Origin of the sequence: Gilliamella sp. Nev5-1 (assembly GCF_001690895.1) — a bacterium.
Classification (GTDB): domain Bacteria; phylum Pseudomonadota; class Gammaproteobacteria; order Enterobacterales; family Orbaceae; genus Gilliamella; species Gilliamella apicola_C.
Window position 1 is genome coordinate 24,487 of the sequence record NZ_LZHO01000089.1, and the last position, 20,213, is coordinate 44,699.

Below are 20,213 nucleotides of genomic sequence, written 5' to 3' on the forward strand. Positions count from 1 at the left end.
GTAATATGTGCTTTAAATGGCGATATAGCATAATCAGCACATAGTTAGCGATTCAAAAGACAAAAAGGTTAAGCGATTTTCGACAAAGCGCCTTATAAGTTTTTAGTAGGTTATTGTAATCATAAAATGTAAACCAGCCGATGTTTCCCTACAAATAATAATAGTTCACATAACCCGATATTAATAAAAAAGGACCAAATGGAATAATCTTTGTAAGATTTTGATTGAATGCATATCGCAAAAAAAGATAATACACAACCCCCAATGATGAAGCAAAAAATAACAGCAGGGGTAATAATGTATAAGGTAACCAAGCTCCCAATGCGGCAAGTAGTTTGATATCCCCACCACCTAATCCCTCTTTTTTAGAGATTAAATAAAATAATGTAGCAGGTATTTTTAATAATAAATATCCCCAAAAAATGCCCAGTAAAGCATCGGCTAACTCAAGGTTTGTGATGTTAAAATAGGCAAGCATAACACCTACCCACATCAACGGTTGTGTAAACATATCAGGTAATAAATAATATTTAAAATCAATCAACGCCAGCAGTAAAAAATAGCAGCCAAGAAACATTAAGATGTAACTTTGAAAATGCATACCTTTATCGACATAGATTATAGTAAATAAACCAGCGACAAATAATTCGACACTAACATAGCGTAACGAAATCTTGGCATTGCAATTATAACAACGACTTCTTAAGATAAACCAAGAAACAATTGGCAACAATTGCCAAAACTCGAGTTTATTATGACAATGTGGACAAGCGGATCGCTGAACGCTAATACAACATAAATACTGAAATGTAGACATTGATGGCAAATAACGACAATAAGCAACATAAACAAAACTACCCATGCAAAGCCCCAAACAGATGATCATAAACATTAGCATTAGTGAATCACCTCGCCCATTTGAAAAATAGGCAAATACATCGCCACAATTAAACTGCCAATAATCAAGGCTAACACTAGCATTAATAATGGTTCAAAAGCTTGCGATAAGTTATCAGTTAAGGTCTGATTTTGCTCTTGATAATAGGTTGCTAGCTTATCAAGCATTAAATCCAATGTGCCTGACTCTTCACCTACGTGAATTAATTGTGAGCATAAATTAGGAAAATATAATTGCTGGTGTAAAACACGACTAAATGAATAACCTTGTTCAATACCCGCAATGATCTGTAAAATACTATTACGATAAAGGCTGTAATAAGTGATATTCGTTGTTGCAGCTAAACCTGTTAATAATGGTATACCTGCTTTTTGGGTGATAGCAATGGTTTGAAAAATCTGGGTTAAACAACTAGTTTGAACCACCTTACCAACAATAGGGCATTTTATTATCATCGCTTCAATTTGAAGTCGATAACGCATTTTAAAATAGCGTTGATAACAAAAATAACTGATCATAATTCCTATACACCACACTAACCAACTTTGTTGCAAATTGTTGGAAAAATCAATAATACATTGAGTAAAAGCAGGTAATTCAGCATCGAAATCTTGATAAATATCTGAAAATTTTGGCAACACAAATAACAACATCACTAAACTGACGATCATCGCAACAGATAATAAAAACAAAGGGTAGCGCACTGCTTTTTTAAAACTTTTTTGTAATTTGATTGATTTTTCAAGCAATAATGCTAGCTGTTCAAAACTCTCATCAAGTTGTCCTGTTAACTCGCCAACTGCAATAATTTCACAATATAAAGGAGAAAACACCGAATGATGTTGGTGTAGTGCATGGGACAATGCTTCACCTTTAGCGATTTGTTGCTTGATATCAGATAACAAATATTGCCAATGCGGTTTAGGTTGTTCTTGGACTAGCAAATGTAATGTATCAATAATAGATAATCCCGCTTTTAACATAGTAGCTAATTGTTTGGTAATTATTAGCAAATCAGCACAGTTAAAACTGCGTGCGGTAATAATTGCGCCTGCTTTAATTTTAATGGCAATTTTACCTTGCAACAATAACTGCCGTTTAACAGCTTGTGACGATTTAGCGATGATTTTGTGCTGGTTAAAATCTAAATCATACCAATAATAAAGCCTTTTCATTATGTATCACCTAATACACGGTTTAATTCAGCTAGTGTTGTCATGCCCTGTTTAACTAATTTTTGCCCAGCCGTTTTTAACGAAGTCATATTCGCCGGCAAAACAACTTGATTAGCTAATATTTGCTTTTGCATGTCAGGCGTAATGACTAAAAGTTCGTATAATCCAACCCGTCCTTTATATCCACCAATACACCTTAGACAGCCCGAAGCTACATAATGTGGCACTTGTTCGTTGTCTAACTTAATTAGTTCTCTTGCCACCACCTTGCAGTGAGGACACAATTTCCGTACTAGCCGCTGGGCGATGACTAATTTTAAACTTGATGAAAGTAGATAATTTTCAATACCCATTTGATTTAAGCGAGTTATTGCCTCGACACTTGAATTAGTATGCAAAGTTGATAGAACTAAATGCCCTGTCTGCGCAGCTTGAATAGCAATTTCGGCAGTTTCACGATCGCGAATTTCACCTATCATCATCACATCAGGATCTTGTCGCAATAAGGCTCGTAATACGATACCAAATGTCAATCCAGCTTTGGGATTAATTGCCGTTTGATTAATACCTTCAAGAGGAATTTCTATAGGGTCTTCAACACTACAAAGGTTACGCTCAATTTTATTTAATTGCTTTAGTGCACTATATAACGTGACCGTTTTTCCGCTTCCAGTTGGTCCAGTCACCAATATCAATCCTTGTGGATAGTCTAAAATTTGTTTGAATAGAAAAAGATCTTCATCTGTTAATCCCAAATCATTAATGGTTAGTTCAGATTCATGATTATCCATAACTCTTAAAACTATTTTTTCACCATTCATTACCGGTAAGGTGGCAATACGCATAGTATAACGACCAATGTTCAATTGACCATCTTGCGGTAATCTGTGCTCGGCAATATTTAGCTTAGACATAATTTTTAATCTTGCGGTTATTTGTTTAGCCAACGCAAGAGGTGGTGACAACATATCATGTAAAACCCCATCAATACGCATGCGAATACGATAACTATGCTGGTAAGGCTCAAAATGAATATCCGAAGCTCGCTTATCTAATGCTTCAAGCAATAATTTGTCAATACTTTCAATGAGCTGATCTTCTTGCATAAAAGCGCTTCCTTATCCATAAAAGATTAAAGAGTTAACATCAAAATTTGAAAATATCTTCACAAGCACTGGTTAAACTAGCATCGGCTGGCGATGTCGTACAAACTCGGTGCCAATCTAAATTACCGTGGGTAGCACTTACTGTTGGTGTTAATGTGGCCGTTAATCCAGTTAAAGCACTGGTTCCAACTAAGGTAATAACGCCGTTATTGACCGTAATTGATGTGACATAATTAGACGTTCGGCTTGCCGGTATACCATTATTACCACTACTACAGTTGGTTAAACTGCCTTGTTCTACTGCGCAGATTTCGACGGCTGTTTTATATGATGTCATGATTTGCAACATATCTGTCAACGCGGCTTTTTTTACATATCCTTGATAAGCAGGCACACCAATAGCCGTTAAAATAGCAATCACAATAATAGCAATCATCAGTTCAAATAAAGTAAAACCCGCTTGTTTAGACATAAATACCTCAAAATATCAATGAATGATTCAATAGAAAGAGTCTTTATAGCAAAACAAAAAAGTGGAATAATAACGAAGTGTTAAGCGTGGAAAATAAAATCCATAACACAATGAGTTATTACTTTAAATGTGCAAGCTATGAGAAGCTGATCGCAAAAATATTTAGGCATCGGATCAGATAAGTTGGAGTCAATATGTCCTTAAAAATTGTTAATGGTTGGTTACAGGGTGTTAAGCAAGTTATTTCACCTTTTTATGATGAACGACCAATCAATAAGCCGATATCGCTACTTGTTATCCATAATATTAGCTTACCGCCCAATGAATATGGCGGACCTTATGTTGAACAGCTATTTACAGGGCAACTTAATCCTGAGGAGCACCCGTACTTTGCTTCGATTTATCAACTTAAAGTGTCAAGTCATCTATTTATTCGGCGTGATGGTGAAATTATTCAATTTGTTCCATTCAATAAACGCGCTTGGCATGCAGGAAAATCAGTATTTGAAGGCCAAGAAAATTGTAATGATTTTTCAATTGGTATTGAAATGGAAGGATGCGATACCGATAGCTTTACTAGCATACAATATCAACAGCTCGCAAAAATCACTTTATTACTTCAACAACACTATGCTATTGAAAATATTGCTGGGCATAGCGATATTGCCCCTGATCGTAAAACAGATCCAGGGCCTTGTTTCGATTGGCAATATTATCAAAGTTTGCTAATGCAACAATCACAAGAGTATATGCTACTGAATCAACTTCAAAAAATAACTAAAGAATTACAAAAAATCAATTTATGGCAAACAATGCCACCAAACCCAGATGCCTTTTTAAGTCAAGAACCCTTTGCTCTAGACACAATGCAACCACACGAATGGTTACAATGGGTTTTTATTCCACGCATGCAAGCACTAATTGATGCCAAAGCTAATTTACCTCAATTTGCCTTACATCCTTATTTTGAAGAAGCGCTAAAAGAGCAAAAACAAAATGTTAATCATCTACTTTCTCTAATTAAGCAACTTGATGAATTATATTGATTTAATCATAAAAAGTTACCGCATTAATATGCGGTAATGGTTAAAGTGAACGTATTTAAATAAAATACTTTTACAGAGTTAATTATATTTAACGCTGTTTTTAAAACGCTAATTCCCACCGCTAGTCATTCGGCGATACTCATTCACTGCCTGCTGGTGATTGCTGTAAGTACTTGAAAACGTATGCCCACCTGTTCCATTAGCAACAAAAAACAGATAATTAGTTTTAGCTGGGTGTGCCGCAGCTTCAAGCGAGGCAAGACTTGGCATGGCGATTGGCGTTGGCGGTAATCCTTCAATAACATAAGTATTATAAGGATTTTCAGTATCAGTCAAATCGACACGTCTAATAGTTCCTTTATAGTTATCACCTAAACCATAAATAATTGTTGGATCAGTTTGTAACTTCATTTTGGCATTTAAGCGATTAACAAATACTGAAGCCACATTAGCTCGCTCAGAACTGACGCCTGTTTCTTTTTCAATTATTGATGCAATAATCAATAATTCATAAGGTGTTTGATACGGTAAATTGCTATCACGATTATCCCAAATTTTTTGTAGATTACTTTTCATCGTCATATGCGCACGTTTGAGAATATTGATATCTAACGTGTCTGCCGTATAACGGTAAGTATCGGGCGATAACCAACCCTCAATAGATCCGTCAATGCCTAACAACTTCGCGATTTCTTCATCGGTTTTACCTACTAAAGTTTGCTGAATATAGGGTGTATTTTGAATTACTTTCAACCAGTCTTTAGCGCGTTTACCTTCAATGAATTGAATTGAAAAATTACTTTCTTTGCCAGACACTAACAATCTCAAAAACTCCTCAACAGTCATATGTGGATGTAATTGATAAGAGCCTGCTTTAATTGATTTTAATGACGGATTTAGCTTACACAAATAAGGTAACAAATAAGCTTGTTGCATTAACTTGCTTTCTTTTACTTGGGCAACTAATTGATGCATAGATGTGCCTTTCTTCAAAATAAACATCTGATTTTCATCATTTACTTGCATTTGCTGTTGAGAAAACTGGTGTAAAAAATAATAGCCAATAGTAATTGAGCCTCCCACAATTAATACTAGGGGGAGTAGAGTGTATAAAAATATTTTTTTAATCATAACTTATTTATCTACTATAATGAATTTTTGCGCGTGAAGTTAAGCGTGTTATTAACTCGTAAGCACTTATACCTGTATGCTCAGCGATTTCCTCGACAGGGAGTTCAGGTCCCCAAAATATGACTTCGTCACCAGGTTTTTCACTGCTATTTATTCCCAAATCAACCACAATCATATCCATTGAGACTCGGCCAACAATGGGGACTTTCCGTCCATTAATCAAAACTGGGGTATTTTGTGGAATACTTCGAGGATAACCGTCGCCATAACCCATCGCAACGACGCCAAGAAAGGTATCTTGCTGACTACGCCAAATTTGCCCATAACCAACAGATTCCCCTTTTTTGTGTTTTCGTACTGCAATTAATTCAGATTTAAATGTCATGGCTGGTTTAAGCCCCGCAACTGGCGCCTCAAAGGGCGAGACGCCATATAAAGCAATTCCAGGGCGAACCACCTCATAATGTGCTTTTGACCAAGCCAATGTACCACCTGATGCAGCAAGCGAACGCTTTCCAATCAGTGATTTGTCATCAATTGAAGCAATAAACTGATCAAATAGCGCTATTTGCTTTAACGTTTGTTCAGAAGTGAGATCATCGGCCGAACTAAAATGACTCATAATATTAATTGGCTTGCAAACCACTGAACAACGAGCTAAACGATAAAATTCAGCTTTAGCCTCGTCAATACAAAATCCTAACCGATGCATTCCTGTATCAAGTTTAAACCACGGAATAATTTGCTCACTCAAAGGAGAGCAACACAGCGCATCGATTTGCCATTTACTGTGGATAACAGGTTGAATATTAAAATCAATCAAATCATCAATGCTTTCGTGAGGGAAAAAACCTTCCAAAGCCACGATAGGCGCATTAATGCCATTATTGCGCAACGCGATTGCTTCGGAAATTCTCGATACCCCTAAATAATCGACTTTATCACATAACAACTGTGCAATTTCTTTTATTCCGTGTGAATAAGCATTGGCTTTAATGATGGCAACTAGCTGGCTATTAGGCGCTATACTTTTAAGATATTCAACATTATGAATAACTGATTGACGGTTAACTTCAACAACTGCAATAGACATGTACTTACCTGAATTTTGATTGAATGACTATTTTAAATTCTGTTTGTAATAATAACAAATTTTTATTTTTATACATATCTATTAATAGGTTAAGCCTTTTTTGATTTAAAAAGCTTTTTATTTACATATCAAATGATAATAATTATTATTTAGATTATCATTTGAATAACTTTTTGCTGGTATAGGATAAAATAAACAATGAAATTAGCTACTTCAAAAATTTATATTAAGCCAACATTATATATTACACTACTAAGCCTTTACCTAAGCACAAATACTTTTGCGGCAGAAAACCGAACTTCCCCACAAGACACAATTATAGTGACCGCAGATCGTAATGAAAAAACCATATGGGATAGTTCGGTATCAGTTAACGTAATTAATCGTGATGATATCGAAAAACAAAATGGTGATTCTGTTGTCGAAGCGTTACGTGATATTCCAGGTGTTGAAATTACTGATAATTCACTAGCTGGACGTAAGCAAATTACGATCAGAGGCGAAGCTCCAGCGCGAATTTTAATGTTAATTGATGGGCAAGAAGTAACATATCACCGCTCAGGACATGGTTCTGGTGCTGGTGTATTAATTGATATGGAATCCGTTGAACGAATAGAAGTGATTAAAGGTCCGCATTCCGTTCTTTATGGCTCACAGGCTATTGGTGGTGTCGTTAACTTTATTACACGTAAAGGGAGCAAAAACAACGCTCCGCTTAATGGCGATGTTAAACTTGTTTATAACCAATCCACCGATGGCTTTACCGAAATGGGTACCGTTAATGGCACCATCGATAGTATTTTTGATTATAGAATTAGCGGTTCTAACGCTAAAAATAACGATCGTAAAGCCTATCAAGGTAAATTGCACAATACTGATTTCGATAATGAGAGCTTAAGTTCATGGTTTGGGCTTAATATCGACAAACATAAATTTGGACTTTCACTTGAAAGTTACCAGCTTGATACTAAAACCTATTTTGCTAAAGATGATAATTCACCTTCAATTAAGGATTTTTCTGTTAAATTACCTAAATTACAACGTGAAAAAATGGGGCTATTTTATGACTATGATCTTGATAACTCATTCCTCAAAAAAATCCATTACGATGCTTATGTACAAAAATTAAATCGACAATTTATAAATCATGTTGTCGTGTCACCACGCCCGATAATGAATGTCACCACCCATACCGCCACAAATGATGGACAAAAAACGTATGGCATGACATTCCAATCTGATTTTGTTCTACATAAAGATATGAGATTGATTATGGGCTCACAATATCAACAAGACAATGTTGATCAACATTCACATAATACGGTTGTATCAAAAATGCCGTTGCCAAGAGCCAGTTATAGTCAGCACAAATATTTAGCCAATAAATGGCAACAATCAAGCTTTTCGCTATTTGCTCAAAACGACTGGGCTATCACTGATGATATATCATGGAATATAGGGGCTCGCCAATATTGGGTAACATCAAAACTTAAACGTGGTTCAAGCTCAATTAATAAAATACCAACAATCGGGCAACCATTAGTAACACACAAAATTGATAGTAAAAAGAAAGACAGTGATAATAACTTTGTTGTGTCTTCTGGGTTAACTTATTCTGGCATTAAAAATGCGCAATTAAGAGCCTCTTTTGCACAAGGCTATGTTTACCCGACGCTTTCTCATCTTTATGCTGTAACTTCAGCAGCAAGCCAAACACTTTATGGAAACTCAAAATTAAAAGCTGAAAAGTCAAATAATTACGAAATTGGATTACGTTATAATAATAGTAAATGGTTAGTTGATATGGCCATTTACTATTCAGCAGCTAAAAACTATATTACAGAAATGAGCTGCAATGGTACTGCAATTTGCGACGGCGCATCAGGGGCTAATTTTAATTATTACAATAATGCCAACAAAGCCAAAACCCATGGTTTAGAATTGAGTATTGAATACCTTGATTTTGCATTTATCCCTTATATTAAAGGCAATTATCTGCGTCGTCAGATTAAAACTGACCGATATACTACATATGATTCAGGTAACCCACGCTTTACTGGCAGTGTTGGCGTAAAACACAACGCCTATTTTGATCACTTTGATCTTGATTCAGATCTATTTATGCGATTTGCCAGCAATGCAACTCAGCGTAGCGATTCATCAGTTTATCGTTATCGTGGTTGGTCAACATTAAATTTATCTACCAGCACGGCATTTGGCGATAATCGGCAATATAAAATTGGTTTAGATATCAACAATATATTAAATAAAAACTACACAACCGCCTACGAAAGCATACCCGCTGCAAAATTTCACGCTATAGTGAGTGCTAGCATAAAATTTTAAAAATAGAAAACTTAACACGATATGCACTATTTATATCATAATGGTTACTCTAATTGTTACTATGCGATTTACCGCATAGTAACTGTTAGCTAACAAACTACTTACTCAACAAATTTTTATAAAGATGTCGCAATGCCATGATAGGATGATAAATCATCATTCTTGGACCAGAAAACCGCATGACTTGCTTTATTTTTTGTTTATAATCTTTACGATAACAATGCTTAGGACATCGTTCACACGTCGTTTTATTCTCACCAAAACGACACATTGTTAAACGTTGCATAGCATATTGCAACAGATCGTTGCATTCATTACATAACTGATGATTTTTGCTATTATGCTGTTTATGACAATATAAATAGAGCATGGCACTCACCGTTTTTTTCTCTTGAATAATCTTTGGTCCGGTATTATTGGCAACCATAACTAAAAAACCACTGAATAAAGTGTTAAAATAAAACTAAAACATACCTTTATCATCACAAGGAATAGTAAAAATGGCAAGAATTATTAATAAAGATACCACGGTTTGTATGTCACTTTCAGCAAGGCCAAGCAATTTTGGTACTCGGTTTCATAATTATTTATATGAAAAACTTGATCTTAATTACTTATATAAAGCCTTTACTACCAATAATTTAAAAGATGCAATTTATGGCATTAAGGCCTTAGCTATTCGAGGCTGCGCCATTTCAATGCCGTATAAAGAAGCTTGTATTGAGTTTATTGATGAATTAGATGATTCGGTAAAATCGATTCAATCGGTGAATACCATTGTTAATACCAACTATCACTTAAAAGCTTATAATACAGATTATATTGCTGTTGCTAAACTTATTACAGCCAATAAAATTGATCATACTACGCCCTTTGTTTTAAAAGGTAGTGGTGGTATGGCTAACGCGGTGATTGGGGCTTTTTATGATGCAGGATTTAAAAATGGCATTATTGTTGCGCGTAACCAACTCAAAGGTGAAGCTTTAGCCAAACGATACAACTACACATGGGTAAAAAACGAGCAGGACATATTACCACAGCAAGCGAAATTAATTATTAACGTCACTCCAATTGGGATGCTTGGTGGGGTTGAAGCTGATGAATTAGCTTTTCCTCAACCCATGATAAACAACGCCGATATTGTTTTTGATGTGGTTGCATTGCCAGTTGAAACACCCATGATAAAATATGCTAGAAAACTAAATAAAATCATTATTTCTGGAGCAGATGTTGCAACAATACAGGCACTAGAACAATTTGTGCTATACACTGGCGTAACACCTTCTGCAGAACTGGTTAAACAAGCCAGTGAGTTCGCAAGACAAGCTTAATTGATATCCCCCCTAAAGGACGGGGGGATTGCTATAGCAGTTGGCAGCAAATTACCTTGGTGGTTTTCTACTATTTACCCTTTTCTTTTTATCTCAATAGGTTGAGCTAATCACTTAACGAAAACACAAATGGAAGATTTCGATTTTGCTTTTAATACTTAAATTTTAAGCCAAAAATCGTTCAGAAAACCTATTGATTTTATTGGAGTTTTTATATTCTATTTTTTTAGTTAACTCAATGTGTTGAGCAACTATCTGTAAAACTACCTGTAAACAAGACTTTTTATTCTTTCTTTTTATCCCAATAGGTTGAACTAATCACTTAGCGAAAGCACAAACGGAAGATTTCGATTTTGCTTTTAATACTTAAATTTTAAGCCAAAAATCGTTCAGAAAACCTATTGATTTTATTGGAGTTTTTATATTCTATTTTTTTAGTTAACTCAATGTGTTGAGCAACTATCTATAAAACTACCTGTAAACAAGGCTTTTTATTCTTTTCTTTTTATCCCAATTGGTTGAACTAATCACTTAACGAAAACACAAATGGAAGATTTCGATTTTGCTTTTAATACTTAAATTTTAAGCCAAAAATCGTTCAGGAAACCTATTGATTTTATTGGAGTTTTTATATTCTATTTTTTTAGTTAACTCAATGTGTTGAGCAACTATCTATAAAACTACCTGTAAACAAGGCTTTTTATTCTTTTCTTTTTATCTCAATAGGTTGAACTAATCGCTTAACGAAAGCACAAGCAGAAGATCTCGATTTGTTTTTAGTACTTAAATTTTAAGCCAAAAATTGTTCAGAAAACCTATTGATTTTATTAAAGTTTTTATTTTTCTGTTTTTTTGTTAAATCAACGAGTTAGATAAATGAACAGATAAATTTAACTATTCCACCGAATTGATTCGGTGGAATTTTAATAGCGATGCTATAACATCGCTTGATGTAATTTATGATACACGGCTAACAACTTTTGATGCATTGCAAATTGCTCTAAATTGTTATTGGCTAGTTCATCGGCTGAGACAAAATCCGCCAAGCCAAAAAATGTTTTTTCACCATTGGCATATTGCCACATTTCATCAACACAATCTTTTCCATACATTTTGCTAAATGCATTTTGGTATTGAGTAAATGCTTGAGGATCACGCTCAATCATAAAATTAACCAGTGTTTGCAAGCAACGATAGGCATGATTACGTGCTGGTGTAAATATCGAACCATTCATTTCAACCGTCCAATCAATCCATTGTTGTGCTTGCACTAAGTCTTTACCTGCCAAGGCCAGCATCGCCTTTAATTCGCCAATTCGCAATGTTAACCAAGCATTATCGCTACCCGTTGCAATGCCAAGCAGTTCACGAACGCGTGCATAATCATCAAGACCTTCATCATCAAGCTGTTCAATCATTGCCAAATACTGTTTTGTGCTAAATTTCTTATGAGGTAATGACAAAATAAGATCGCGTAGGCCAATTGCCATGTTGCTATTGGCAAGTAATAGATCTTCAGGAGGGTAAATTTCGGACATGCCAACAGCTAAAATACGACAAGCGTAAACGCCCAGATGCTCATAGTCCATGATTAGTACTTCTGTATTGTGGCGATTGAAAATAGACATTAAATTAGTGAACTCTTGATCTGTGGTACCCGAAAAATCCCAATACACAAATTCATAATCGGCTTGCTCTTTAAATAGATCCCATGAAATCAAGCCACTTGAATCGATAAAGTGTGTTTCTAAATTACTAAGATCCGCTATCTCATCATTATCAAAACTTGGCGGAGAAAACACATCAAGATCTTTTAAACTGCGCCCTTGTAATAGCTCGGTGACGGTTCGTTCAAAGGCAACCCCAAAATTAGGATGTGCACCAAATGAGGCATAACACGTTCCATTTTGCGGATTAAACAACACAACACAAATAACGGGAAATTCACCACCCAATGAGGCGTCAAAGCAATAAAGCGGAAAACCTTCACTTTCAAGTGCGCTGATGGCTGCCAAAACAGCTGGGTATCGGTTAATCACTTCGGTTGGAATTAGAGGTAAGCTAATTGCTTCGGCTATGATTTTGTTTTTGGTATAACGTTCAAAAATTTCTGATAACCCTTGCACGCGTGCTTCATTTCGAGTATTGCCCGCTGACATACCGTTAGACGCATATAAATTAGCAATTAAATTAACTGGCACATAAACCGTTTGCTTATCAGATTGTTGCTCAAATGGTAAGGCACAAATACCCCGCTCACTATGACTCGATTGTAAATCGACTAAATCGGTTGCACATAGATCATTATCAGGATCATAAAACTTCAGCAAGTTTGGGGTTAATAATCCTTTAGGTAAGGAATTATCTTCAGGAATAGAAAACCATTTTTCGGACGGATAATGCACAAAATCAGCATTTGCAGCCTTTTTACCTAAATAAAAATCTGAAAAAAAGTAATTGGTTGATAATCGCTCAAAATACTCTCCCAAGGCCGATGCTAACGCCGCTTTTTTACTTGCTCCTTTACCATTAGCAAAACAGAGTGGGCACTTTGTATTTTGAATATGTACTGACCACACATTGGGCACAGGATTGAGCCAAGAAGCTTCTTTCACGTCTAAATCATATTTTGCTAATTGTTGCTGAAAATAGTTAATGGAATCTTCAAGGGCAGCATCTTTGCCCGGAATATAAGTTTTCATAAGTTAATCTCAAAATAATTTTATGTTATAATTGTTGCGCTTTACCGCTTTCAAGAATTTATCACTTTATACGCAAATATAAAAAAATAGATTTTAAAGATCTTACCATTAAAGATTTTTTCTTCTTTAATAAAATGTTAACACCTTCTTTTATCACTATCGCGTATTGGATCGCATCAGTTCTTATTGGCATTAATGCGCTCGCTATGATATTAGATAGTTTTGCTGCATTTCCTCATAGTTTCACTATGGGTTTAGTTGCTTTTTTTACTAGCATTATTAACTTGATTGTAGGCTTTATTTTAACTCGTATTGGTTTTGAATTGATTTGTGTACTATTTAACATTAATCACAATATTCAAAAATTAGCTAACGAAAACACAGATTGCGAAAAACAAGAAGAATCGTCTAGCTCCAATAGTTAATTAATATCATTGATTTAACTATATAGGCTAAAAAAGCGGGAACTGAGTCCCGCATTTTTTTACTTTTGTTTTAATCAACATGTTTTTAAATCAAAATATCGGTTAACCAGCATTAAGCTCGCTAATTGGCCACCTTGGTCTAACATTGATTGCTAAATCTGAATACTGCCTCGCTTTTAAATGAATCATACCCGCATAGGCAATCATAGCCCCATTATCGGTACAAAATTCGAGTCGTGGATAATAAACTTGTCCTTTACGCTGACGCATCAGCTCAGTTAACCTATTACGCAGTGTTTGATTGGCGCTTACTCCACCAGCTATCACTAAATTTTTAAATCCAGTTTGATCAAGAGCTCGCCGCGATTTAATCACTAACGTATCAACCAAAGCATCTTCAAAGGCTCTAGCAATATCGGCTTGAGTTTGCGTATCAATCATATGATTATCACTATGTTGATGAATGATATTGGCAGCGGCTGTTTTAAGACCTGAAAAACTAAAATCCAGCCCAGGACGATCGGTCATTGGCCGAGGAAAATGGAACCGATTCCCATTACCCTGCTCAGCTAATTTCGACAATTTGGCTCCTCCGGGATAATCTAAACCAAGCAATTTTGCTGTTTTATCAAAAGCTTCTCCTGCTGCATCGTCAATAGATTCACCAATAAGTTCATATTGACCAATACCTGTAACGCTAATAAGCTGTGTATGTCCGCCCGAAACTAATAATGCCACAAAGGGAAATTCGGGTGGATTATCTTCAAGCATAGGAGCTAACAAATGCCCCTCCATATGATGGACTGCAACTGCGGGGACGTCCCAAGCATAAGCCAGCGAACGCCCAATCGATGCACCAACCATTAAAGCACCAATTAAGCCTGGACCTGCTGTATAAGCCACACCATCAATATCTGCTGGCAGCAAATTTGCTTCTTTTAATGCCGCTTGAATTAAGGGTACGGTTTTACGAATATGATCGCGTGATGCAAGCTCAGGCACTACACCACCATAATCAGCATGTAACTTAATTTGCGAATAAAGCTGGTTTGCAAGCAAACCATTGGCATCATCATAAATGGCAATACCAGTTTCATCGCACGAGGTTTCAATACCTAAAATCTTCATCAATGTTTACCTGCAAAATTGGTAAGATCTTCTTCACTCCAAAGATCTTGTTCGGTGATGTCTTTATCGGCAATACGATGTTCTTCGGTTGCCCAATCGCCTAAATCAATAAGCTGGCAGCGTTTACTGCAAAATGGGCGATAAAGACTATCATTATTCCATTCCACTTTTTTTTGACAAGTTGGGCAATTAACAAATATAGCTGTATTTTTATTCATTTCGACTCTTTCTTTTTCAATAATCAGTATTTAATAGTACTAACAGCAAGCTAATTCAAATTCAAGCTCACCGGTGTTGACGTTATCGCAAACATCTAGCGATAAAAAACGAATACTAAAGCGCGACATATGACCTGATACTTGTGGATACACATTTTTATCTAACGAAATTCGAATCCGAACCAAGTTTACATCACCATTAGTCTCTTGAAAAAAATTGTTAAAACAAACAAATCGCTTAAATTCGCCCATTTGCCTAATTAGTTGCATATAGCATGTTAGAGATTTATCCAGCGTTGACAAGTGCTCTAACCAACTTTTAACTTGAATATCGCGCTTTTCTTGTGAAATTTTGAGCCACAAATGGAACGAAGGCAAATCAAAACTACAACACCCACCTGGAATCATCAAACGTTGGCGAATAGCAGTAATAAAACGATCATCTCTTAATGGCTGTCCCAAGCGTCCTATCTCATTAAATTTAGCTGAAAAACAATCAAACTGGTGGATCAATTCATTAATGAGATCATGATCAACACAATCAAAAGTTAGCCACAAAGTTAACTTTTGTTTTTGCGATTCAAGTTCTTTAGTCAAATCGCCTTTAACATCATTACGCTCAATAATTTCTAACAGTTCGGACAATGCATGAAAAAAAAGCAATGCGTTATTCTGATCAAAATGACAATGTGTATTTAATTGATTTAATAAAAATTCAATACGGAGCCAAGTACGCATTTTTTCATTTAATGGATGTTCAAAAATAATGTCATTCATCTATCTAAATCTTACCATTAAAGTTATGTAAATATTGTTGATGCAATTGATCAACTTGCACAGTTAGCGACGTAAAATTATCATCATTAACGATGATATCATCAGCATAAGATAAGCGTTTTTGCAAAGATACTTGCGATCCTATCATCTTTTTAGCTAGTGATTGACTAATATTATCCCTTTCTATTAATCGCGCCAATTGTAACGAGATTGGGGCATCGATTATTAATACGCGGTCTGCTAATGTGTGTAAATTGTTTTCAATCAATAGTGGCACAACCCAAATAACATATGTTGAATTTTGCCTAGCAATTTGTTTTTGAGTTTCTTGTTGAATTATGGGGTGCAGTAAATGATTAAGCCAAAGGCGTTCATGATCATTATTAAAAATAATCTCACGTAACTGACTGCGATCGAGTTCGCCATTGGCAAGCAAAATTTCTTGGCTAAAGTGCTTAACAATTTGGTTAAGCGCATCGCTACCAACTTGCACAACTTGCCTTGCAATAATGTCTGCATCGATAACAGGCACACCTAATTTGGCAAACAAATTGGCAATAGTACTTTTACCACTGGCAATACCGCCACTTAAAGCAACAACATAAGGCATAAAGTCAATTCCAATCCAACAAAAATATTAAGTTATTATAGCATACAAGTAGATTGATTATGTAACTCAAACCATAAGCTTGAGTTAATAATTCAATTAACAAAATTATTCACCCAAATAGCACATAATAGCTATAATTCGAAAAATTTATCCACGATTATAAAATAAATTAAATAAAACAGTTGTTTTATATCACTAGCTGTATATAATTACATATATCTGTATATAAAAACAGGAAAAAATAATGAGGCCACTAACCGCACGTCAGCAACAAATTTATGATCTAATAAAAGACAACATTCAAACCACAGGTATGCCACCAACGCGTGCCGAAATCGCTAAAAAATTAGGGTTTCGATCCGCTAATGCGGCCGAAGAACACCTTAAAGCTTTAGCTAAAAAAGGAGCTATTGAAATGATTGCAGGATCTTCACGAGGTATCCGCCTTTTGCTTGAAAGTCCTGTTGAACAAAATGATTTTGAAGGTTTACCGCTTATTGGTCAAGTTGCCGCAGGATCACCAATACTAGCGCAAGAGCATATCGAAAGCCATTACCAAGTCGATCCTTCACTGTTTAAACCTCATGCCGACTTTTTATTAAGAGTGCATGGCATGTCAATGAAAGATATCGGAATATTAGATGGTGACTTGTTAGCTGTACACAAAACTCAAGACGTTAAAAATGGTCAAATCGTTGTTGCTCGCATTGATGACGAAGTCACCGTTAAACGTTTATCTTGCAAAGGTAAGCATGTCCGTTTAATTGCCGAAAATGAAGAGTTTTCACCAATTGAAGTTGATTTAGAACAACAAAACTTTGCCATTGAAGGACTTGCTGTTGGTATCATCCGTAACGGATCATGGATGTAACAATAAACATCATTGCAAGTGTATAGATGTATAAGAAAAGTTAGTATAAAATAACAACCACACTAAAGTGTGGGGAGACAACTATGTGGCTATTTTGGTTATACGAATTTTTAGGATTTATTGCAACGCTATTACTTATTTTAGGCTACTGCCGTTTTAGAGGAATTGGATTTTGGTCTTTAATATGGAAACAATTAAAATGGGTATCTTTAGCTGTACTCATTGTTTGGTTAACCATTGCTGTGCTTTGCCGAACTGATTTATACAATGCAACTCATTGCTATTTTAGAGGTGAAAGTATGCATGCCAACACCAAATATTCTATCTTTTTGGGGGAATGCCAAGTTGAAACACCAAGCGGTAGTTATGTGCCTATCGAACGCTCTAGAGCGATACCAGGATCAAGTAGCCACGATCACGAAAGTGACGATAACAGCGGTGTTACAAATGATTTTTACCCAGTTAATTAACTGATTAACTTATAAAAATATTAAAACAATTACAAATCCAGTATCAAATTACTGGATTTTTTTATTCTAAAATAAATTAAATAATAAATGAATAAAAGCAGATATAACGCAACAGATGAACTCCCCCATGCATAGCTAAAGAATGCAATCTATTGATAGTTGCTCATATCATCCATAATACTCACTTTTTTGAGTGATTGATTCTTGTCAAAATATTAGACAATACTCGTCACTATAAATGCTATAAATACGTTATTAAGATTAAGATAATACTGCTTTTCAACTCTACCATAGCCGCCTGTTAGCGCGCTATTTTTGCTATATTCTGAATTATCTTGAAATTAGTGAAGAATTTTAAAAAGGGCTTGGTTAGCCCTTTTATGATGTATCAATTTTTACTATATTTTTATTTAATCAGAGTATATTTAATCATCTTCACAATCACTTGGTTTTACATCTACTGAAAAAACTTTATCATTATTGATATAGTAATTATGGTTAGCGCCTCGTGGAAAGACTAATCGTAGTGTCTTCATACTTGCACTATCACCACAATAAAACTCAATTAAGTTATTTTTTACCTCTTTTTGATTGCTTTCATTTTGTAATGCATCCTTAGTGATATTATTCACATTATATTTATAATTAATGGTATTATTCTCAGCTGATACATCAACTAAAGTGGTACTTGTATCAATAGTGGCCGGTAATTTTGTTTTGATCGCTTTAAGCATTAAATCTTGAGCAACGCCATAATGACCGTCTCTTACCTTATTGAGCATATCATCTTTTTCAGATTTTGTTTGTTCATACAAATCTTGAGCTTTATCAATAACTGCTGAACTAACTTGCTTAGCTTGCTCGCTTACTTTTGAACTTAATTGGCTGGTCTTATCACTAACTTGTGAGCTTAATTGCTCGGCTTTCTCTTCAATTTGCGAACCTAATTTACTAGCTTTATCACTAATTTCACTACCTAATTGCCCAGCTTTATCACTCATTTCACTGCCTAATTGCCCTGCCTTATCACTCATTTCTGAGCCTGTTTGCTCACTTTTTTGTTTAACATCATCAGTTGTTGAGTTTGAATTATCACAATTAACTAAAAAAAAGCCTAACATTGCTAGCGTAATCACTTTTAAAATTTTCATTTTATTTCCCTTTTGGTTTTCTATTTTTATATTGTGACTATAATGATTTTATACATAATAGTCTGTTGATTTTAAATCATTAATTATATAGCATTAATAGCAAAAGGACTTAAGTCCGCCCTTTTGCAGTAAAAAATATCAATTAGTTAATATGCATACCACCTGTAACGCCATAGGTTTCGCCAGTGGTATAACTTGACTCTTCCGATGCTAAATGTACATAAACACCAGCAAGTTCAACTGGCTGACCTGCTCTTTGTAATGGGGTTTGTTGACCAAACTCTGGAATGACATCACTTGGTTGACCACCACAAATTTGTAATGGAGTCCAGACAGGCCCTGGTGCCACGCTATTTACACGAATGCCCTTATGCGCTAATTGCTTAGCTAAACCACGAGTAAAAGCGATAATGGCCGTTTTGGTGGCGGCATAATCTAATAAATTACCACTCGGCTGATAAGCTTGAACGGACGAAGTAGTAATAATTGTTGAACCTGGTTTTAAATAACCCAACGCCGCTTTAGTAACCCAAAAAAGCGAAAACACATTAATTTCAAAGGTTTTCTTAATTTGCTCAGTTGTGAGATCCATAATATCTTCAACCGCAGTTTGCTTACCCGCAACCAAGGTTAAATTATCTAATCCACCTAATTGATGGTGCGTTTCATCAACTAATTTTTTGCAAAAAGCTTCATCGCTTAAATCACCAGGAATTAGCACCGCTTTACGTCCAGATGCTTGAATAACTTTGGCGACTTCTTCTGCATCTTTTTGCTCAATTGGAAGGTAGTTTATTGCCACATCAGCGCCTTCTTTAGCATAAGCAATTGCCGCTGCACGACCAATACCTGAATCGCCACCAGTAACAAGTATCTTACGTCCCTCTAAGCGCCCGTGACCTTGATAACTTTTTTCGCCACAATCTGGAGTTGGGGTCATTTCGCACTGTAAAGCTGGGGCAGCCTGTGTTTGTTTTGGGAAATTAGTATGATGATATTTGGTAAGTGGATTATAGATGTGTTTGCTCATAATTTTCTCCTAAGTTAACCATGTATTTGAAAACAAATTCAATATAACTTAAATAAAATTAATTAATGATCACAAAATCCTATTGCTAAGCATATTTTATATCTTTAAAATACCTAACTAATTCAATAAATTATATTTACCGATACTAAAAAATTAGAATATTTATTTCTTAAAGCTTAATAGTATTTCTCAATATCATTGCTCCAAACTTTTAAACTAAATGCATAAAAACA

At 35.3% G+C, this 20,213-nt stretch carries 20 protein-coding genes and 1 pseudogene; 7 read left to right on the forward strand and 14 right to left on the reverse strand.

The annotated features are described in order from the left end of the window. Positions 1–148: 148 nt before the first annotated feature. The 4 genes from A9G41_RS12505 to ppdD are packed head-to-tail and all read right to left on the reverse strand — an operon-like array spanning position 149 to position 3,651. Positions 149–898, reverse strand: a complete 750-nt coding sequence (locus tag A9G41_RS12505) for a prepilin peptidase (protein ID WP_075539766.1) — start codon at positions 896–898, stop codon at positions 149–151. Continuing rightward, entirely contained in the window at positions 898–2,073 is a 1,176-nt protein-coding gene (gene hofC / locus A9G41_RS12510; RefSeq protein ID WP_065581981.1) for a protein transport protein HofC, read from the reverse strand. Before hofC ends, A9G41_RS12505 begins: the two co-directional genes overlap by 1 nt. Continuing rightward, positions 2,073–3,179 carry an ATPase, T2SS/T4P/T4SS family gene (locus A9G41_RS12515; protein ID WP_065581980.1) on the reverse strand — a complete coding sequence of 369 codons (1,107 nt, stop codon included), beginning with the start codon at positions 3,177–3,179 and terminating at the stop codon, positions 2,073–2,075. The genes hofC and A9G41_RS12515 overlap by 1 nt, the downstream gene beginning before the upstream one ends. Positions 3,180–3,219: 40 nt before the next feature. Next, entirely contained in the window at positions 3,220–3,651 is a 432-nt protein-coding gene (ppdD, locus tag A9G41_RS12520; protein ID WP_065581979.1) for a prepilin peptidase-dependent pilin, read from the reverse strand. A gap of 194 nt (positions 3,652–3,845) precedes the next feature. On the opposite strand from ppdD, the pseudogene ampD reads away from it, so the two are divergent. Beyond that, positions 3,846–4,382 (forward strand): annotated as a pseudogene (gene ampD, locus A9G41_RS15150) (1,6-anhydro-N-acetylmuramyl-L-alanine amidase AmpD); the annotation flags it as partial. Between the two features lie 18 nt (positions 4,383–4,400). After that, entirely contained in the window at positions 4,401–4,697 is a 297-nt protein-coding gene (locus A9G41_RS15155; protein ID WP_442903300.1) for a YqcC family protein, read from the forward strand. A 108-nt stretch (positions 4,698–4,805) separates the two neighbouring features. Here the strand turns inward: A9G41_RS15155 and mltG are convergent, their stop codons facing one another. Continuing rightward, on the reverse strand, positions 4,806–5,828 hold the full coding sequence (gene mltG, locus A9G41_RS12530; protein ID WP_065581977.1) for an endolytic transglycosylase MltG: 1,023 nt from the start codon (positions 5,826–5,828) through the stop codon (positions 4,806–4,808). 7 nt (positions 5,829–5,835) lie between these two features. After that, positions 5,836–6,921, reverse strand: a complete 1,086-nt coding sequence (gene alr, locus A9G41_RS12535) for an alanine racemase (RefSeq protein WP_065581976.1) — start codon at positions 6,919–6,921, stop codon at positions 5,836–5,838. 198 nt (positions 6,922–7,119) lie between these two features. On the opposite strand from alr, the gene A9G41_RS12540 reads away from it, so the two are divergent. Further along, positions 7,120–9,267, forward strand: coding sequence for a TonB-dependent receptor (locus A9G41_RS12540; RefSeq protein ID WP_075539767.1), 2,148 nt, complete (start codon positions 7,120–7,122; stop codon positions 9,265–9,267). A 97-nt stretch (positions 9,268–9,364) separates the two neighbouring features. Here the strand turns inward: A9G41_RS12540 and A9G41_RS12545 are convergent, their stop codons facing one another. After that, on the reverse strand, positions 9,365–9,694 hold the full coding sequence (locus A9G41_RS12545) for a nitrous oxide-stimulated promoter family protein (protein WP_065581974.1): 330 nt from the start codon (positions 9,692–9,694) through the stop codon (positions 9,365–9,367). Between the two features lie 73 nt (positions 9,695–9,767). Between A9G41_RS12545 and A9G41_RS12550 the strand changes: the two genes are divergently transcribed. Next, complete coding sequence (locus A9G41_RS12550; RefSeq protein WP_065566694.1) at positions 9,768–10,598, forward strand: shikimate 5-dehydrogenase; 831 nt, start codon at positions 9,768–9,770, stop codon at positions 10,596–10,598. 935 nt (positions 10,599–11,533) lie between these two features. On the opposite strand, the gene ycaO is transcribed toward A9G41_RS12550, so the two are convergent. Next, positions 11,534–13,300 (reverse strand): 30S ribosomal protein S12 methylthiotransferase accessory factor YcaO, encoded by a 1,767-nt coding sequence (ycaO, locus tag A9G41_RS12555; RefSeq protein WP_065581973.1) that lies wholly within the window; start codon positions 13,298–13,300, stop codon positions 11,534–11,536. Positions 13,301–13,407: 107 nt separating this feature from the next. Here ycaO and A9G41_RS12560 point away from each other — a divergent pair, with 107 nt between their 5' ends. Beyond that, a complete protein-coding gene (locus tag A9G41_RS12560) occupies positions 13,408–13,725 on the forward strand; it encodes a DUF4282 domain-containing protein (protein ID WP_257005437.1) in 318 nt (105 codons plus the stop codon). Positions 13,726–13,827: 102 nt separating this feature from the next. Here A9G41_RS12560 and tsaD read toward each other — a convergent pair whose 3' ends face one another. From tsaD to coaE, 4 genes are read right to left on the reverse strand one after another with little or no spacing between them, the layout of a single operon-like run. Continuing rightward, a complete protein-coding gene (gene tsaD / locus A9G41_RS12565; protein WP_065581971.1) occupies positions 13,828–14,853 on the reverse strand; it encodes a tRNA (adenosine(37)-N6)-threonylcarbamoyltransferase complex transferase subunit TsaD in 1,026 nt (341 codons plus the stop codon). Next, the gene (gene yacG / locus A9G41_RS12570) at positions 14,853–15,071 is read right to left on the reverse strand and encodes a DNA gyrase inhibitor YacG (RefSeq protein ID WP_065581970.1); all 219 of its coding nucleotides are present in this window, start codon (positions 15,069–15,071) and stop codon (positions 14,853–14,855) included. Before yacG ends, tsaD begins: the two co-directional genes overlap by 1 nt. Positions 15,072–15,110: 39 nt before the next feature. Continuing rightward, the gene (locus A9G41_RS12575; protein WP_075539769.1) at positions 15,111–15,848 is read right to left on the reverse strand and encodes a cell division protein ZapD; all 738 of its coding nucleotides are present in this window, start codon (positions 15,846–15,848) and stop codon (positions 15,111–15,113) included. Between the two features lie 4 nt (positions 15,849–15,852). Continuing rightward, positions 15,853–16,458, reverse strand: a complete 606-nt coding sequence (gene coaE, locus A9G41_RS12580) for a dephospho-CoA kinase (RefSeq protein ID WP_065581968.1) — start codon at positions 16,456–16,458, stop codon at positions 15,853–15,855. A gap of 244 nt (positions 16,459–16,702) precedes the next feature. Here coaE and lexA point away from each other — a divergent pair, with 244 nt between their 5' ends. Together lexA and A9G41_RS12590 are read left to right on the forward strand one after the other, a co-directional pair. Then, the gene (gene lexA, locus A9G41_RS12585) at positions 16,703–17,329 is read left to right on the forward strand and encodes a transcriptional repressor LexA (RefSeq protein WP_065566699.1); all 627 of its coding nucleotides are present in this window, start codon (positions 16,703–16,705) and stop codon (positions 17,327–17,329) included. A gap of 83 nt (positions 17,330–17,412) precedes the next feature. Beyond that, positions 17,413–17,799: a hypothetical protein gene (locus A9G41_RS12590; RefSeq protein WP_065581967.1), complete on the forward strand. Its 387-nt coding sequence runs from the start codon at positions 17,413–17,415 to the stop codon at positions 17,797–17,799. A gap of 425 nt (positions 17,800–18,224) precedes the next feature. Here the strand turns inward: A9G41_RS12590 and A9G41_RS12595 are convergent, their stop codons facing one another. Together A9G41_RS12595 and A9G41_RS12600 are read right to left on the reverse strand one after the other, a co-directional pair. After that, on the reverse strand, positions 18,225–18,950 hold the full coding sequence (locus tag A9G41_RS12595; RefSeq protein ID WP_065581966.1) for a hypothetical protein: 726 nt from the start codon (positions 18,948–18,950) through the stop codon (positions 18,225–18,227). Positions 18,951–19,092: 142 nt separating this feature from the next. After that, entirely contained in the window at positions 19,093–19,980 is an 888-nt protein-coding gene (locus A9G41_RS12600; protein ID WP_075539770.1) for an SDR family oxidoreductase, read from the reverse strand. Positions 19,981–20,213 lie beyond the last annotated feature (233 nt).

Excerpts from the sequence above, each read along its gene's own strand:
- ppdD (WP_065581979.1), bottom strand. The coding sequence starts at position 3,651 with ATGTCTAAACAAGCGGGTTTTACTTTATTTGAACTGATGATTGCTATT.
- A9G41_RS12545 (WP_065581974.1), bottom strand. The coding sequence starts at position 9,694 with ATGGTTGCCAATAATACCGGACCAAAGATTATTCAAGAGAAAAAAACG.
- A9G41_RS12550 (WP_065566694.1), top strand. The coding sequence starts at position 9,768 with ATGGCAAGAATTATTAATAAAGATACCACGGTTTGTATGTCACTTTCA.
- coaE (WP_065581968.1), bottom strand. The coding sequence starts at position 16,458 with ATGCCTTATGTTGTTGCTTTAAGTGGCGGTATTGCCAGTGGTAAAAGT.
- hofC (WP_065581981.1), bottom strand. The coding sequence starts at position 2,073 with ATGAAAAGGCTTTATTATTGGTATGATTTAGATTTTAACCAGCACAAA.
- lexA (WP_065566699.1), top strand. The coding sequence starts at position 16,703 with ATGAGGCCACTAACCGCACGTCAGCAACAAATTTATGATCTAATAAAA.
- mltG (WP_065581977.1), bottom strand. The coding sequence starts at position 5,828 with ATGATTAAAAAAATATTTTTATACACTCTACTCCCCCTAGTATTAATT.
- yacG (WP_065581970.1), bottom strand. The coding sequence starts at position 15,071 with ATGAATAAAAATACAGCTATATTTGTTAATTGCCCAACTTGTCAAAAA.
- A9G41_RS12575 (WP_075539769.1), bottom strand. The coding sequence starts at position 15,848 with ATGAATGACATTATTTTTGAACATCCATTAAATGAAAAAATGCGTACT.
- A9G41_RS12515 (WP_065581980.1), bottom strand. The coding sequence starts at position 3,179 with ATGCAAGAAGATCAGCTCATTGAAAGTATTGACAAATTATTGCTTGAA.
- A9G41_RS15155 (WP_442903300.1), top strand. The coding sequence starts at position 4,401 with ATGCTACTGAATCAACTTCAAAAAATAACTAAAGAATTACAAAAAATC.
- A9G41_RS12600 (WP_075539770.1), bottom strand. The coding sequence starts at position 19,980 with ATGAGCAAACACATCTATAATCCACTTACCAAATATCATCATACTAAT.
- A9G41_RS12505 (WP_075539766.1), bottom strand. The coding sequence starts at position 898 with ATGCTAATGTTTATGATCATCTGTTTGGGGCTTTGCATGGGTAGTTTT.
- alr (WP_065581976.1), bottom strand. The coding sequence starts at position 6,921 with ATGTCTATTGCAGTTGTTGAAGTTAACCGTCAATCAGTTATTCATAAT.
- A9G41_RS12595 (WP_065581966.1), bottom strand. The coding sequence starts at position 18,950 with ATGAAAATTTTAAAAGTGATTACGCTAGCAATGTTAGGCTTTTTTTTA.
- ycaO (WP_065581973.1), bottom strand. The coding sequence starts at position 13,300 with ATGAAAACTTATATTCCGGGCAAAGATGCTGCCCTTGAAGATTCCATT.
- A9G41_RS12590 (WP_065581967.1), top strand. The coding sequence starts at position 17,413 with ATGTGGCTATTTTGGTTATACGAATTTTTAGGATTTATTGCAACGCTA.
- A9G41_RS12540 (WP_075539767.1), top strand. The coding sequence starts at position 7,120 with ATGAAATTAGCTACTTCAAAAATTTATATTAAGCCAACATTATATATT.
- tsaD (WP_065581971.1), bottom strand. The coding sequence starts at position 14,853 with ATGAAGATTTTAGGTATTGAAACCTCGTGCGATGAAACTGGTATTGCC.